Annotated in this window: 14 protein-coding genes and 1 pseudogene; 13 read left to right on the top strand and 2 right to left on the bottom strand. The window is 70.9% G+C overall.

Translation table 11 applies throughout. The features are described 5' to 3' along the window. The first annotated feature begins 59 nt into the window (after nt 1-59). The 13 genes from ABT009_RS12340 (at nt 60) to ABT009_RS12280 (ending at nt 13730) form a co-directional block, all read left to right on the top strand. A complete protein-coding gene (locus ABT009_RS12340; protein ID WP_351292439.1) occupies nt 60-1235 on the top strand; it encodes an acyl-CoA dehydrogenase family protein in 1176 nt (391 codons plus the stop codon). Beyond that, nucleotides 1232-2152, top strand: a complete 921-nt coding sequence (locus ABT009_RS12335) for a VOC family protein (RefSeq protein ID WP_351292437.1) — start codon at nt 1232-1234, stop codon at nt 2150-2152. The genes ABT009_RS12340 and ABT009_RS12335 overlap by 4 nt, the downstream gene beginning before the upstream one ends. After that, nucleotides 2149-3000 (top strand): alpha/beta fold hydrolase, encoded by an 852-nt coding sequence (locus ABT009_RS12330; RefSeq protein ID WP_351292435.1) that lies wholly within the window; start codon nt 2149-2151, stop codon nt 2998-3000. The genes ABT009_RS12335 and ABT009_RS12330 overlap by 4 nt, the downstream gene beginning before the upstream one ends. Before the next feature lie 62 nt (nt 3001-3062). Next, entirely contained in the window at nt 3063-3611 is a 549-nt protein-coding gene (locus ABT009_RS12325; RefSeq protein ID WP_351292433.1) for a flavin reductase family protein, read from the top strand. A gap of 133 nt (nt 3612-3744) precedes the next feature. Continuing rightward, on the top strand, nt 3745-4920 hold the full coding sequence (locus ABT009_RS12320) for an acyl-CoA dehydrogenase family protein (protein ID WP_351292431.1): 1176 nt from the start codon (nt 3745-3747) through the stop codon (nt 4918-4920). Beyond that, entirely contained in the window at nt 4917-5822 is a 906-nt protein-coding gene (locus ABT009_RS12315) for an isocitrate lyase/PEP mutase family protein (RefSeq protein WP_351292429.1), read from the top strand. The genes ABT009_RS12320 and ABT009_RS12315 overlap by 4 nt, the downstream gene beginning before the upstream one ends. Beyond that, complete coding sequence (locus tag ABT009_RS12310; RefSeq protein WP_351292427.1) at nt 5815-7167, top strand: FAD-dependent oxidoreductase; 1353 nt, start codon at nt 5815-5817, stop codon at nt 7165-7167. Before ABT009_RS12315 ends, ABT009_RS12310 begins: the two co-directional genes overlap by 8 nt. Next, on the top strand, nt 7164-7946 hold the full coding sequence (locus ABT009_RS12305) for an SDR family NAD(P)-dependent oxidoreductase (protein WP_351292425.1): 783 nt from the start codon (nt 7164-7166) through the stop codon (nt 7944-7946). The genes ABT009_RS12310 and ABT009_RS12305 overlap by 4 nt, the downstream gene beginning before the upstream one ends. 43 nt (nt 7947-7989) lie before the next feature. Next, on the top strand, nt 7990-8607 hold the full coding sequence (locus ABT009_RS12300) for a cysteine hydrolase family protein (RefSeq protein WP_351292423.1): 618 nt from the start codon (nt 7990-7992) through the stop codon (nt 8605-8607). Then, complete coding sequence (locus tag ABT009_RS12295) at nt 8604-10064, top strand: FAD-dependent oxidoreductase (protein WP_351292421.1); 1461 nt, start codon at nt 8604-8606, stop codon at nt 10062-10064. The genes ABT009_RS12300 and ABT009_RS12295 overlap by 4 nt, the downstream gene beginning before the upstream one ends. 9 nt (nt 10065-10073) lie before the next feature. Next, complete coding sequence (locus ABT009_RS12290) at nt 10074-10913, top strand: aspartate/glutamate racemase family protein (RefSeq protein ID WP_351292419.1); 840 nt, start codon at nt 10074-10076, stop codon at nt 10911-10913. Further along, nucleotides 10903-12279 carry an FAD-dependent oxidoreductase gene (locus ABT009_RS12285; RefSeq protein WP_351292417.1) on the top strand — a complete coding sequence of 459 codons (1377 nt, stop codon included), beginning with the start codon at nt 10903-10905 and terminating at the stop codon, nt 12277-12279. The genes ABT009_RS12290 and ABT009_RS12285 overlap by 11 nt, the downstream gene beginning before the upstream one ends. 113 nt (nt 12280-12392) lie before the next feature. After that, nucleotides 12393-13730: an MFS transporter gene (locus ABT009_RS12280; RefSeq protein ID WP_351292415.1), complete on the top strand. Its 1338-nt coding sequence runs from the start codon at nt 12393-12395 to the stop codon at nt 13728-13730. Between the two features lie 80 nt (nt 13731-13810). Here the strand turns inward: ABT009_RS12280 and ABT009_RS12275 are convergent. Together ABT009_RS12275 and ABT009_RS12270 are read right to left on the bottom strand one after the other, a co-directional pair. Beyond that, nucleotides 13811-14408 (bottom strand): annotated as a pseudogene (locus ABT009_RS12275) (FtsK/SpoIIIE domain-containing protein); the annotation flags it as partial. An 84-nt stretch (nt 14409-14492) separates the two neighbouring features. Continuing rightward, nucleotides 14493-15488, bottom strand: coding sequence for an amidohydrolase family protein (locus tag ABT009_RS12270; RefSeq protein ID WP_351292413.1), 996 nt, complete (start codon nt 15486-15488; stop codon nt 14493-14495). Nucleotide 15489: the final 1 nt, after the last annotated feature.

Here is a 15489-nt window from a genome sequence, read left to right as displayed (position 1 = left end):
GTAGCGATCGCTACAGGGAATCGTCTCTCACTACAGCGACGTGGTGAAAGGGGTCGTCTGTGACGATCGTCGAGAAGGTCCGGCAGCTCTCCGCGGAGTTGGCTGCCGAAGAGGCACTGGGCTCGGAAGAACGGCGCCTCACCGATACGACGTGGAAGTACCTCCAGGAGACCGGGGTGCTGCGCGCCCTCCAGCCCGCCCGCTGGGGCGGCGGGGAGCTGCCGCTGGCCGAGTTCCTCGACGCGGTCTTCGAGATAGCCCGGGTCGCGCCCGCGGCCGGCTGGGTCTCCGGGGTCGTAGGGTCCCACCCCTGGCAGAGCGCACTCTTCCCGGAGGAGACCCAGCAGGAGCTGTGGGGCGAGGACGCCGCCCGCATGGTGTCCTCGTCCTACGCGCCGACGGGGAAGGTCGTCCCGGTCGAGGGCGGATACCGGGTGAGCGGCCGCTGGTCGTTCTCCTCGGGCTGCGACCACGGACACGGCGTGATCCTCGGCGGAGTGGCCGGTGAGACCGAGGTCGCAGACGGCGTCCGGGTCCCGGACTACGGCTCGATCATCCTGCTGCGGGACCAGTACCGCATCGACGACAACTGGCACACCGCAGGACTCAAGGCCACGGGCAGCAAGGACATCGTGGTCGAGGACGCCTTCGTCCCCGCCCGCCGGTTCCTCTCCCATATCCGCTACGAGTACGTGCCGGGGGTCCGTGCACCGGGTCAGGAGACCAACCCCGGCCCGCGCTACGCCCTGCCCTGGGCGACGCTGTTCAACCTCGTGCTGGTGGCCCCGACGCTGGGCATGGCCCAGGGCTTCCTGGACCAGTGGACGGAGATCAACAAGAGTCGGCGGGGCAACTGGGGCGGCTTCTACCGCGACGACCCGCTGACGCAGCGCCATCTCGCGCAGGCCTACTGGACGCTGGACGCCGCGATCATGAAGATGCGCCGCGCCGCCATCGAGATCAGCGAGGCCGCCGAGGCCGGGATCCACATCAGCAAGGACGTACGGGCCCGCTACCGCTGGGACATCACTCGCGGTTGCGAGCTGGTCGGTGACGCGATCGCCGATCTGTACCGCAACTCCAGCGGCCGGGTCGCCTACCTCGACCACCCGCTCCACCGCCGCTACCAGGACATCGTCACCGCTCTCGGCCACGCGTTCCTCGTCCCGGATGCGGTCGGCCTCGCCTACGCCGCCCGCGCGCTGGGCGCGACTCCTCCGGAGGTGCAACTGTGATCCACTCCCTCAGCTACATCGGCTTCTCCTCTCCCGGCTACGAGGAGTGGCTGACGTTCGGCCCCGAGGTGCTCGGCATGCAGGTGGCCGGGCGCGGCCCCGACGGTGCGGTGCGCCTGAAGGTCGACGATGCCGACTACCGGCTCGCCATCCACCCCGGCGAGGAGCACGCCAACGAATACCTCGGCTGGAATGTCCGTACGCCGGACAACCTCCACGCGCTGGTGCGCCGCCTGACCGATTTCGGCATCGAGGTGCACGAGGGCAAGCCGGACCTGCTGCAGGAGCGGGCGGTCGCGGGTCTGGCCTGGTTCATCGATCCGTTCGGCAACCGCCACGAGCTGACCTGGGGTCAGTCACGCCATCCGGCGAGCTTCCGCCCGGGCCGGGCGATCTCGGGCTTCGTCACCGGTGAACAGGGCCTCGGCCACGCGGTTCTGGTCGTCCCCGACATGCAGCAGGCCAACGACTTCTTCACCGACGTGCTCGGCTTCAAGCTGTCCGACCGGATCATCGACCCACCGCTGACCGCGCAGTTCTACCACGTCAACGGCCGCCACCACTCGCTGGCCATCGCCGAGGTGCCGGGCGCCAGCGGCTTCCAGCACCTGATGGTCGAGGTCGCCTCACTCGACGACGTCGGCACCGCGTACGACCTCTGCGAGCAGCGCGACGTACCGATCGTGCTGACGCTCGGCCGGCACACCAACGACCTGATGACGTCCTTCTACCTCTACACGCCGGCGGGCTTCCACCTGGAGTACGGGCACGGCGGCCTGCAGGTCGACGACAGCCTCTGGGAGCCGGCCACCTACACCCAGACCAAGATCTGGGGACACCAGGGCACCAAGCACCGCGACGAGCTGCCCTTCGCCCTGTTCAACAAGCCGAACTCCCTTGAGAGGAACGCGGAATGACCGCCCGCATCACCACCACCGACATCCCGGTCGGCGACTACACCCTCCACGTGAGCACCGCAGGCGACCCCTCGGCGGAGGCGCTGCTCTTCCTGCACGGCTCCGGCCCGGGCGTCACCGGCCTGTCCAACTGGGAGCAGCTCATCGGCGACCTGGGGGACCGCTACTACTGCATCGCCCCGGACACGCTGGGCTTCGGTGACTCCGACCACCCCAACCCGCCGCCGCGGGGCATGGCCGCCTTCACGGAGCTCCGGCTCGCGGCCACCTGGCAGCTGCTGGACAAGCTGGGCGTCGAGAAGGTCACCCTCGTCGGCAACTCCTACGGCGGCCAGATGTCGCTGGCCATGGTGTTGGAGCGCCCGGAGCGGATCAACAAGGTGATCCTCATGGGCAGTGGCGGCATGCCCGGCCTCAAGCCGCTGCCCGGCCTGGCCAAGCTGATCAACTTCTACGACGACCCGACCGAGGAGGCGATGGCAGAGCTGCTCTCTCTCTTCGTCTACGACCCCGCCTCCTTCGGCGACCGGCTGAACGAGATCGCCGCGGTCCGCGTCCCCCGCGCCACCCGTGAGGAGGTCAAGCGCTCGCACCTGGCCACCTTCGACTTCACCGCGGGCCCGAAGATCGGCTGGCTGCCGGAGGAGCTGGCGAAGATCGAGCAGGACGTGCTCGTCATCGCGGCCCGCGAGGACAAGATCGTGCCGGTCGAGTGCAGCCACTACCTCGCCCAGCACATCCCCAACGCGCGACTGCACATCGTCCCCAAGTGCGGGCACTGGAGCCAGATCGAGTACCCGGAGATGTTCGCCAACCTGGTCTCCGGCTTCGCCCAGGGCACCTTCTGACCGGGGCCGGCCGCACACTCCGGCCGCACAGCTCTCCCGACATCTCCTGAAGGGAATCGTCGATGCCCGAAACCCTGCAGCCTCCGACGCCGATCAGCCAGGATCGCGGCACGCGCCCGGCCGGCGCGATCGACCCCGCGCACTTCCGGCGGGTGCTCGGCAACTACCCGACCGGCGTTGTCGTGGTCACCGCGATGCACGAGGGCGAGCCGGTCGGCATGGCCGTCGGCTCCTTCACCTCGGTGTCGCTGAGCCCTGCGCTGGTCGGCTTCTTCCCCGACTCGTCCTCGACCACCTGGCCGCGTATCAGGGAGGCGGGCGCCTTCTGCGTCAACGTCCTGGGCGAGGACCACCAGGACGTCTGCCGGCTCTTCGCCACCCGTGGCGCCGACAAGTTCGGCTCCCTGGGCTGGGAGCCGGGCGCCTCCGGTGCCCCGGTGCTGGACGACGCCATCTCCTGGATCGACTGCCGGCTGGAGCGCGTGCACGAGGCCGGCGACCACTTCCTCGCGCTGGGGCGGGTCCTCGACCTGGGCGCGGAGCAGGCGGGCGGCCCGCTCATCTTCTACCGCGGGAACTACGGCGGTTACCGGGCGCAGCTGGCGTCCTGACCAGATATGCCGTCGGCGTTCTGATCCCACATGCCGTACGGCCAAGGGGCCCCTGCGCCACTTTCCCTGTAGCGAACGCTCCATCCATGCGTGCGTTGCTCGTTCGCTCCTTTCGCTCTTGAGGCAGGAACACATGTCCATCGTTGAAGCGGTGCGTGCCGCCGCGCCCGCCCTGGCCGCCGAGGACGCGGCCGGGGCCGGGCAGCGGCGCCTCACCGACGTCGCCTGGAAACAGCTGAACGAAACCGGCGTGCTGCGCGCATTGCAGCCCGCCCGCTGGGGCGGGGGCGAAGTGCCCCTGGCCGAGTTCCTCGATGCCGTCGTCGAGGTCGGCCGCGCCAACCCGGCCGCCGGCTGGGTCACCGCCGTGGTCGGCGTGCACCCCTGGCAGATCGCGCTCTTCCCGGAGCGGACCCAGCAGGAGATCTGGGGTGCGAACCCCGACCGGGCGATCGCCTCCTCCTACACCCCCACCGGCAGGATCGAGCGGGTCGACGGCGGCTACCGGGTCTCCGGCCGCTGGTCGTTCTCCTCCGGCAGCCTGCACTGCGACGGGGTGATCCTCGGCGGCATCGCCGGCACCCGGGAGTGGAACGGCCACGATGTCGCCGACTTCACCTCGGTGATCCTGGACCGCGACCAGTACCGGATCGAGGACACCTGGCACACCGCGGGCCTGGCCGCCACCGGCAGCAACGACATCGTGGTGGACGAGCTGTTCGTGCCCGAACACCGGGGCCAGTCCCACGTCGACTACACGTACCACCTGGGTGCCCCGCTGCCCGGACGCGAGCTCAACTCCGGTGCGCTGTACCGGCTGCCGTGGGCCGTCGTCTTCAACCTCATCATCGCCGCCGGCGCGCTGGGCGCGGCCCAGGGCTTCGTCGACGAGTGGGTGAAGGCCACCCGCACCCGCCGCTCCAACTACGGCGGCATGCTGCGCGACGACGCACTCATCCAGAACCACCTGGCCGAGAACCTCTACGCCGTCGATGCCGGGCGGCTCAAGCTGCGCCGCGCCGCCGTCGAACTCACGGCCGTCGCCGAGTCCGGCGAGTGGCCCAGCCGCGAGGCTCGCGCCTTCTACCGGTACGACGTCGCCCGCGCCGCGCAGGAGGCAGGCGCCGCCATCACCCGCCTGATGCGCGCCTCCAGCGGCCGGGTCGCCTACCTCGACCACCCGCTGCACCGCCGCTTCCAGGACGTCACCGCCGCGGTCGGCCATGCCTTCCTGCTCGCCGACCCGCTGGGCCAGGCCTTCAGCGCTCTGCACCTGGGCGCCGAGGACCGGCCGGGGGTCCACCTGTGACCACCCATGCGACTCTCCCTGGCCTCTCCGCCGAGCAGCGCCGCCGCGAGCTGCGCCGTCTGCTGACCGCGGGCGAGACGCTGATCACCCCCGGGGTGACGGACGCCGCCGGGCTACGGCTGGTCGAGGAGGCCGGTTTCGCCACCGCGTACGTGACCGGGGCGGGTCTCGCCAACGCCCAGTACGGTCTGCCCGACATCGGGCTGGTCTCGCAGCGCGAGGTCGTGGACCACGTCGCCCGACTGTCCGCCGCGACCGACCTGCCGCTGATCGTCGACGCCGACACCGGCTACGGCGGGCCGCTGTCGGTGATGCGCACGGTCCGCCTGCTGGAGGCCGCCGGGGCCGCCGCGGTGCAGCTGGAGGACCAGGTGCTCGCCAAGCGCTGCGGCCACTTCGACGAGCACCAGCTGGTCAGCGCCAATGAGATGCAGGCCAAGATCGAGGCCGCCGTCGCCGCTCGTGGCGACTCCGAGCTTGTCATCGTCGCGCGGACCGACGCCCGCGGGGTGCTCGGCCTGGACGAGGCGATCAAGCGCGCCCACCTCTATGTCGAGGCCGGCGCCGACGTGATCTTCATAGAGGCGCCGCGCAGCGTCGAGGAGATGCGCACCATCGGCACCGAACTGGCGGGTGTGCCGCTGGTGGCCAACATCGTCGAGGGCGGCAAGACGCCGGAGCTGAGCGCTGCCGAGCTCGCCGAACTCGGGTTCTCCGTTGCACTTTTCGCCAACTACCTGATGCGCAGCATGCTGCAGTCCGGCCGTGAGGCACTCGCTCACCTGCGCACGGCGGGGGAGACCAGTAGCCGTACGCCGCATCTGCTGCCGTGGGCCGACCGGCAGTCCCTCTTCGGACTCCCCGAATACACCGCGCTGGAGAGGAGGTTCCGCGATGGCTGATGTGGTGGTGGTCGGTGCCGGACTGGCCGGACTTGCCGCGGCCGTGGCCGCAGCGGAGACCGGGGCCCGTGTCGTGATCTGCGAGAAGCAACCCGAGATCGGCGGCAGCACGGTGCTCAGCGCGGGCCTGTCCGCCTTCGCCGGCACCGAAGAGCAGGCCACCGAGGGCGTCGCCGACGATGCCGAGCTACTCCGCCGCGACCTACTGGAGACCGGGCAGCACCGCAACGACCCGGCCCTGGTCGACACATACTGCGCCGAACAGCTGACCACCTACCGGTGGCTTCGCGGCATGGGCATCGCGTACGGCGAGGTGCACGCCGCGTCGGGGCAGAGTGTGCCGCGCTCTCACCCCACCGACACGCGGGTACTGGTCCGGACCCTGCTGGACCGGGCACTGGAACGCGGCGCCGACTTCCTGCCCGAGACCCGGGTGCGGCGGCTGCTGGTTGAGGACGGCGGGGTGGTCGGGGTCGTCACGGATGGCGGGAAGCTGGCCGCCCGGGCGGTGGTCCTCGCCTCCGGCGGCTTCTCCCGGAGCCCCGAGCTGCTCGCCCGGTTCGCCCCGCAGATGGAGCGGGCGCTGCGCGGCGGCGGCGCGGGCAGCACCGGTGACGGGATGCTGATGGCCTGGAAGGCGGGCGCCGGGGTGACGGACACCCCGTACATCAAGGGCACGTTCGGCATCCACCCCGAGCCCGGCGGCGCCGAGGGCGGCACCGGCATCCTCGCCGTCTACAAGGGCGCGATCGCGGTCAACGGCGACGGACGGCGGTTCATCGACGAGTCGCTGCCGTACAAGGTGATCGGCGACGCCTGTCTCGCACAGGACGGGGGCATCGCCCACCAGATCTTCGACGCCGGCGTGATGGCGCACAGCGACCCAAGCGTGCCGATCTACGACTTCGCCGCCCGGTTGGACAACGGCCTGCTGCTGCAGGCCGACACCCTGGACGAGCTGGCGAAGCAGCTGGACATCCCTGCGGAGGCGCTCACCGCCACGGTCACGGAGTACAACACCGCGATCGAGCAGGGCACCCCCGACCCCCTCGGCAGGCGAACCCTGTCGGGCGGAGTCGGGAGGCCGACTCCCATCGCCACCGCGCCCTTCTACGCCCACCCGTCCACAACCGTCGTGCTTGCCACGTACTGCGGCCTGACCATCGACCCCCACGCGCGCGTGCTGGACGTGTACGGCGAGGTCATCCCCGGTCTGTACGCGGCGGGAGAGATCACCGGCGGACTGCACGGCGCCGGCTATGTCACCGGCACCTCCATCGGCAAGGCCGCGATCTTCGGCCGGATCGCCGGGCTGTCGGCGAGCGAGGAGGCGAAGTCCGCATGAGCGGCAACCTGTTCGATCTGACCGGGCGGCGGGCGCTGGTCACCGGGGCGGCGAAGGGCGGGCTCGGTGCGTACGCCGCACTCGCCCTGGCCCGGCAGGGCGCCGAGGTGGTGGTCGCCGACCTGCCGTCGCGCGGCGCCGACCTGGACGCCACCGTCGGCACCCTCCTCGCGGCCGGAGCGAAGGCCCGCGCGCTGCGCGTGGACGTCACCCGCGAGGATCAGGTGGAGACCCTGGTCGCGCACGCCGCCGACCCCGACGGGCGCCTCGACATCCTGGTCAACGCCGCCGGAGTGATGCTCCGCAAGGAAGTCTTCGAGACCTCCCTCGACGAGTGGCGGCGCGTGCTCGACGTCAACCTCACCGGAACCTGGCTGCTCAACCGGGCAGCGGGCCGGCTGATGGCCGAGCGGAAGCATGGCACGATCGTCAACTTCTCAACGGTGTACGCCGAGCGGGTCGGGCCCGTGCCCGAGTCCGCGTACTACGCCTCGAAGGCAGGCATCGGCAACCTCACCCGCTCCATGGCCGCCGAGCTCGGCCGACAGGGAGTACGGGTCAACTGCCTGGCCCCGGCCGTGTTCTACCCCACCGAGATGACCGCCGCCCTGGGCGACGACCCCGAACGGCTGGCCTGGTTCTCGGAGCGCACCATGCTCGGCCGGCTCGGCGTACCCGGCGAGGACCTCGACGGCCCGCTCCTGCTGCTCGCCTCCGATGCCGGCCGCTACATGACGGGCCAGATCGTCTACGTCGACGGCGGCTGGTCCGCGTGGTGACCCGTACTCGCCGTACTCCGCACGAAACGAAAAGAGTCCCGAGATGACCGAGACCCCGCCGGGCCGCACGGCCCTGCTGATGCTGGACTACCAGGTCGCCCTGTGCGAGCAGGGCGAGCACCTGCGGATGCCCGCCCTCGCCGAACAGGTCGCCGAGCGCGGCGTGCTGGCCACCGCCGAGAAGGTGCTGACCGCCGCCCGCGACGCCGACGCCTACGTGGTGCACGTCCGGCTCGCCTTCGACCCCTCCTACGAACTGCGGACCAACCGCTCCGCGCGCTTCGACGCCTACCCGCGCGAGCGCGCCATGCTGGCCACCGCGCCGGGCGCCCAGATCGTGAGCCCGCTGGCTCCGCTGCCCGCGGAGCCGGTTTTGGACAAGGGCGGGGTGGGCGCCTTCAACGGCACCCCGCTGCTGCAGATGCTGCTCGGCGCCGGAGTACGCCATGTCGTGCTGGGCGGCGTCGCCACCAACCTGGTGGTCGAGTCGACCGCCCGGTACGCCGTGGACAGCGGACTGCAGGTGACCGTCGTCGAGGACATGTGCGCCTCATTCGACCCCGAACTGCATGACATCGCGATGACCCGAATCCTGCCGATGTTCGCGGCCGTGCGTACGGCCGACGAGACCATCGCCGAGCTGAGCCGGAGGACCGCATGACCGCGCCCGAGACCGAGTGCGACGTCGTTGTCGTCGGCTCCGGCGTCGCCGGACTGACCGCCGCGCTCGCCGCCGCCGAGGCCGGAGCCCGGGTCGCCGTGGTGGAGCGGGCTCCGCGCCACGACGCGGGCGGCAACACCCGCCACACCGAGGCGTTCCTGCGCATGAAGTCGCTGGACGAGGTCTCCGACGACTTCGAGGAGCGGCTGCTCGGCGACTTCACGGGCTACCCGGACCCATCCCTGATGGTGGAGTCGCTACGCGCGCCCGCCTCCTGGTCTGCGCCGCTGAAGTCGCTGAGCACCGCGAGCCCGGAGGTCGTCGGTGAGCTGGCCGAGTCCGCGGGCCCGACGCTGCGCTGGATCGCCACCCACGGGGTGCGGTTCGAGTCCCTGCCGACCCCGTTTCTGACCACCTCCACCACCCGGCTCATGCCGGTCGGCGGCGGTCTGGCCCTGGTGGAGGCGCTCACCGCAGCCGCGGAGGCGGCCGGGGTGACGTTCTCGTACGAGACCACCGCGCGTTCGCTCGTGCAGGACGCCGACGGCACGGTCACCGGCGTACGGGCGGCCTCCGGCGGTACCGTGCGGGAGCTGCGCGGCCGGGTCGTGCTCGCCTGCGGCGGTTACGAGGGAAACGCCGAGCTGATGGCGCGTTACCACGGCCGCAGCGGCCGGCACACGCGCCCGGTCGCCCGCGGCGGCCACTACAACAAGGGCGACGGCCTGCTGATGGGCCTGGCCGTCGGGGCGGCCACCGCCGGCGACTTCAGCCTCTTCCACGCCGAGCCGGTCGACCCGCGCTCCGGCGTCGCCGAGGCGGCCGTCTTTTCTTTCCCATACGGCATATTGGTCAACAAGGAGGGCTGCCGGTTCACGGATGAGGCGCCCGGGCCCGTCGACGCCTGGTACGAGCGGGTCGCCCGGCGCATCCACGCCCAGACCGACGGCATCGCCTACGCGGTCTTCGACGCCCGCAGCGCGGACGTACCAGGGCTGGCCGCGGCCGTGCGCAGCGACCAGCCCGCCATCACCGCGGCGACCCTGGAGGAGCTGGCGGCCAAGCTGGAGATCCCCGCGCGGGCGCTGGCCGACACCATCGCCGAGTACAACAAGGCGTGCCCCGGCGGCGAGTTCCGGCCGCTGGCGACGGACGGGCTGGCCACCGACGGGCTCGCCCCGCCCAAGTCCAACTGGGCCCGGCCAATCGACGCCGCCCCCTACCACGCGTACCCGATCATCGCCTCGAACGTCTTCACCTTCGGCGGCCTGAAGACCAACGAGCGGGCCGAGGTACTGGACCTCGACGGCAACCCGATCCCCGGCCTGTACGCGGCCGGAGAGCTGACCGGCATGTACTACACCAACTACACCGGCTCGACCTCGGTGCTGCGCGGCGCGGTCTTCGGCCGCATCGCCGGCGGCCTCGCCGCGACGGCGAGTTCGGTGAGGAGCTGAGGAGCGGACATGCGGATCTGGCACCAGAGCTTCACCGTCCTGGACGACGTCCCGCACTATCGGGACGCGCTCGCCCGCCACCTGCAGGCCGTCGCCCGGCCGGGCACCACCGTGGAGCTGCACGGCATGGCACCGGGCACCTACCCGAGCGCCTATCCGGGCACCCACATCAGGCACCTCTACCTCACCAACCTGCACAAAGAGCAATTCGTCAGGGCCGCCCTGACCGCCGAGGAGCAGGGCTACGACGCCTTCTTCATCGCCACCATCCCCGACACCGGCTTCGAGGAGATCCGCACCCTCGTCGACATCCCGGTCGTCGCCTTCGGCAACGCCTCGGTTGCGTACGCGGCCACGCTGGGCAGCCGCATCGGCATCGTCAACTTCATCGCGGAACTCGAGCCGCAACTGCGGCGGAACATGGCGACGTACGGATTCGACCGGCTCGTCGGCCCGATCGTCCAGGTGGAGCGGGAGTTCACCGACGTGATGGCCGCGTACGCCGACCCGGGGCCGCTGCTCGAGGCGTTCCGGACGGCGGCCAGGAAAGCGATCGCGCAGGGCGCCGAGGTGATCGTGCCGGGGGAGGGGCCGCTCAATGTCTTCCTCGCCGACCAGGGCGTGTCGCGAGTCGACGACGTCCCGGTCATCGACTCGCTGGGCACTGGCCTGGCGCTTGCCGAGGTCCGCGCCGAGGCCTGGCGCCGCACCGGGCTGCACCCGGCCCGGACCGGCCTGTACTTCTCGCGGCCGGACGCGGCGCTGATCAAGGCGGCCCGGGAGTTCTACTTCGGGCCAGGAGCCGGAGCCGGAACAGAAGCCTCATCGGGAGCCGGACATGACGTCTGACGCCGACTACGAGGTGGACGTCGCGGTGGTCGGCGGCGGGGCGTGCGGCCTTGTCGCCGCCCTGCGCGCCGCCCGCAACCCCGACCTCCTCGTCGCCGTGTTCGAGAAGAGCACCAAAGAGGGCTGCAACTCCCAATTCTCCAGCGGCAGTCTGGCCGCCGGGGGCACCCGCTACCAACGGGCCGCCGGCATCTCCGACTCACCCGAGCAGCACGCCCGTGACATCCTCGCCGTCAACGGCGACCCGGACGCCGAGCCGATCGTCACCGCCCTGTGCCGGGTGGCACCCCACTACGTGGAGTGGCTGGCCGACGAGCTGGGCCACCCGGTCGAACTGGGCGTGGACATGGCCCGATCAGGCCAGAGCGTGCCCCGGCTGCACACAGACACGGGCCGTGCCGGGGGAGCACGGCTGATCGCCACGCTGCGGCGCGCCGTCGAGGCCCGCGACAACATCGTCTTCGTCGACAACGCGCCGGGCACCGGGCTGCTGACCGCCGAGGACGGCTCCGTGACCGGGGTGGAGGTGCTCGACGGCGGGGAGCCGCGCCGCGCCGGTGCCCGAGCGGTGGTACTGGCCGCCGACGGCTTCGCGGCGAACCCGAACATGATGGCGGAGTTCTGCCCCGACGCGGCCGGCGCCTTCTACGGCGGCGTCAGCACCAGCACGGGCGACGCCATCCGCTGGGGCCTCGAACTGGGCGCCGCCACCCGCAACATGGGCGGCTTCCTCGGGCACGGCCTGGTGGTCCCCGGCCACGGCACCCGGCTCAACCCGGTGCTGCCGTTCCTGGGCGCACTACTGGTCGGCACCGACGGCCGGCGGTTCGTCGACGAGAAAGCACAGGGCTACTCCAAGCTGGGTCGCATCATCGCCGAGCAGCCCGGCGGCCGTGCCCTGCTCATCTGGGACGAACGCGCCCACAAGGCCGCGATGCACTCCGAGTTGATGCGCGAGTCCGCCGCTGCCGGGGCCTTCCGCCGTCACGAAACCCTGGGCGCCCTGGCCACCGCCACCGGCCTCCCAGATTCCCGCCTCGCCGAGACGCTGGCCGGCTTCCGATCGGTCTCGGTAGTGGATAACCCGTCCGGCACCGACCACGGCCCGCTCCACTTCCCGCTGTACGCGGGCTGGGCCACCCGCGGCGTCCTCACCACTCAGGGCGGCCTTCTCGTAGACACCCTCGGCCGCGTCCAGCACCACTCCGGCCACCCGATCCCCGGCCTGTACGCGGGCGGCGGCTCAGCAGCCGGCATCTCGGGCCCCACCTCGGAGGGCTACATGTCCGGCAACGGCCTGCTGACAGCCCTCGGCTTCGGCTGGATCACGGGCAACCACCTGGCCGCCACTCTCGGCAGGCGCTGACCGCGCCCGAACACACCGGCCGGGCACGGGAGGCCCGGCCGGGACCCTCAGGCACGCCTCCGCGCGAGCCGGACGAGTGCACCGATCAGCACGATCGCCACAGGGAGATCTCCATGGATGTACCAAGCACCGCGGACACGGCCGAGCCGACTCCGGACGGCACGTCTACTCCTGCTGACGTCGCCCCCACCCGCACCGACCCCCGCATCGTGATCGCCTCCGCGATCGGATCGCTCGTCGAGTACTACGACTTCAGCGCCTACGGCTACCTGGCCACGATCACGGCCACGGTGTTCTTCTCCGGCGACGACCCGACCTCGGCCCTGCTGGCGACGCTCGCCACCTTCGCAGCCGCGTTCGTCCTCCGGCCCGCGGGCGGCATGATCTTCGGTCACTTCGGCGACCGTATCGGTCGCAAGAAGGTGCTCGCCGCCACGGTGATCATGATGGCGGTGGCCAGCTTCGCCATAGGCGTGCTGCCCACCTACGCGGCCATCGGCACCGGCGCCACAGCCATGCTCGTCCTGGCCAGGTGCGCCCAGGGCATCGCGGCGGGCGGCGAGATGGCCGGCGCCGGCTCGTACCTGGTCGAGGCCGCGCCCGACCACCGCCGAGGCCTGCTGACCAGCTTCGCCCTGCTCGGCTCACACGCGGGCGCCCTGCTCGCCTCGCTGACGGTCGCGCTGCTCACGCACACCCTCACCACCGGCCAGATGCACTCCTGGGGTTGGCGTGTGCCCTTCCTCCTCGCGCTACCGCTCGGCCTGGTCGGGATCTACATCCGCACGAAGCTGGAGGACACAGACCAGTTCAACCGGATCGCCGACCGCGGGGAAGTCGCGGAGGCACCCATCAGGGAGGTCGTGCAGCGCTACCCGCTGCCGCTGCTCACGGCCATCGGGCTGTCCACGGCGACCTTCTCCGGCTACTACATCTCGTTCGTCTACATTCCCATCCACCTGCAGAAGACCATCGGTCTGTCGGCGGACAACGCCTTCTGGTCGACAGTCGCCACTCTCCTCGTGGCATGCGCTGTGATCCCGCTGTTCGGGTTGCTGGCCGACACGGTGGGCCGTAAGCCGGTGCTGGCAGCCGGTGCGATCGGCTATCTGACGCTCTCCTATCCCTTGTTCATGCTGCTGGACGCTGGAGGAGTCCTCCCTTACGTGGCTCAGATCCTGCTGGGCGTCATGGAAGCCGCGCTGGCGGCCGTGGCGTTCACCGCCTTCGCCGAGATGTTCAGCGCACGCGTCCGCTACAGCGGCACCGCACTGGGCTACAACCTGGCCGGCATGGCCGTGGGCGGCACTGCCCCGTACATCGCCCTCTGGCTGATCGACCGGACAGGGAACCCGCTCTCGCCGGCCTTCTTCCTGATGGCCACCGCCGCGCTGACGCTGGCGGCGGTCTTCTCGCTGCAGGAGACTCGGGGCTGCGCCTTGCCGGCGTGAGCGGAGTCGGCGTCAGGGGCATAGCCCACGGGGCAGCCTCAGAGGATGCCCCGTGGACCAGAACGAGCCAGTGGAGATAGCTGGCTGAATAGCAGCAGATGGACCCCGATGGAGCGGCCGATGCGGCCGATGGAGAGGAACAGGTCGATGAAGTCAGGCTTGGTGGTGAGCAGGTCACCGAACTCGCCTATGACCGCGAACAGGTGAGGTAGCGGCTCCAGGTTCGGCTTGGTGGCGCGCAGGGCCGCGTAGTGGCCGATGTCGGCGACGTTCCCGGCGCCCTTCAGCACCTGTTGTCATCGCTTGACGTTGCCCGCGAGGCTGGTGTGGACGCGCTCGACTAGCCCGGACTGGTTCTCCAGGTTCGTGATCACACCGGCCACGTGCGGCAGCTCGGCGAACGGCGCGAACGTGGCGCCGCCCTTGTAGGCCGTGTGGACCCATGCCCAGCTCGGAGGACTCGTTCAGGTCCAGCAGTACCGGCACGTGTCGGTCGTTCACGCCGATGGGCACGCGGAGGAAGTCCCGCCCGCGCGGCGCCCACAGCCGCGTAAGGTCCAGGGCGGCAGGGTCGTCGATGTTCAGGAGGCCGGGGAAGTCCAGGACCCGGATACCGGGTGCCCGGTCGCTGATTCGGCCACTTGGTGACGCGATCGTCGCCGCGCCCGAGGCCGGAGGGTGTCGGCTCGGCCCGCAGCCACGACAAACGCCGAGGCCGCAGCCCATAAGTGCTGCGGCCTCGGCGTCACGGACACAGTCGCGTTACTGGAGCCCCAGGTAGCGTTCGGCGTTTCCGCGGGCGATCAGGTGCCGGACGTCGTCGTCCAGGTGCGGGCTCTTGCGCACCACCTCGCCCACGGGGCGCTCGCCCAGCGGATAGGGGTAGTCGCTGCCCACCATCACTCGTTCCGCGCCTACCGTGTCCACCAGCAGCCGCAGGGCCCGGTCGTCGAAGACGACCGAGTCGACGTAGAAGCGGCCCAGGTAGTGCGAGGGCGGGTGCTCGGAGGTGCCGACGACGTCGTTGCGCCGGTGCCAGGCGTTCTCCAACCGGCCCAGCCAGAAGGCGAACGAGCCACCGCCGTGCGCGAAGCAGATCTTCAGGCTCTCGTCGACGCGGTCGAAGACCCCGCCCAGGATCAGAGCCAGGATCGACAGGTGCGTCTCGGCCGGCATGCCGGTCAGCCACTGGGCCATCCACCGGTCCAGCCGCGGCGAGTCGGCCATGTCCCAGGGGTGCACGAACACCGGGACGTCCAGTGCGGCGCAGTGCTGGAGGAAGGTGACGACGCCCTCGCTGTCCAGGTCGAGGTCGCCGATGTGGTTGCCGATCTCGACGCCGCGGTGTCCGGCCGCGATGCAGCGCTCCAGTTCGTGGCAGGCGGCGTCCGGGTCCTGCAGCGGCACTTGGCAGAACGGGATGAGCCGGTCGGCTGCCGGCGCAGTGATCTCCAGGGCCAGGTCGTTGAAGATCCGCGCGACCCTCGCCGCCTGCGGGCCGCCGGCCTGGTAGGTGAAGAACGCCGGGGTCGGCGAGACCACCTGCATCGCCACCCCGTCGGCGTCCATGTCGCGCAGCCGCGTCTCGGCGTCCCAGCAGTCGGCCTGGATGCGCCGGAACTCCTTCGAACCCATCATGATCACGGCTTCGGACTCCGACTCGATCCGCAGCCACGGAGCGTCGGGGCCGGCCTCGGCTGTCAGGTCCGGCCACCCGCGGGGCACGTAGTGGGTATGGACGTCGATCACTCGGTCCACG

The organism is Streptomyces sp. NPDC002896, from assembly GCF_040295225.1.
In the GTDB taxonomy this organism is placed as follows: domain Bacteria; phylum Actinomycetota; class Actinomycetes; order Streptomycetales; family Streptomycetaceae; genus Streptomyces.
Note: the sequence above shows the minus strand (reverse complement) of the source record. Positions and strands in the feature narration are given on the sequence as shown.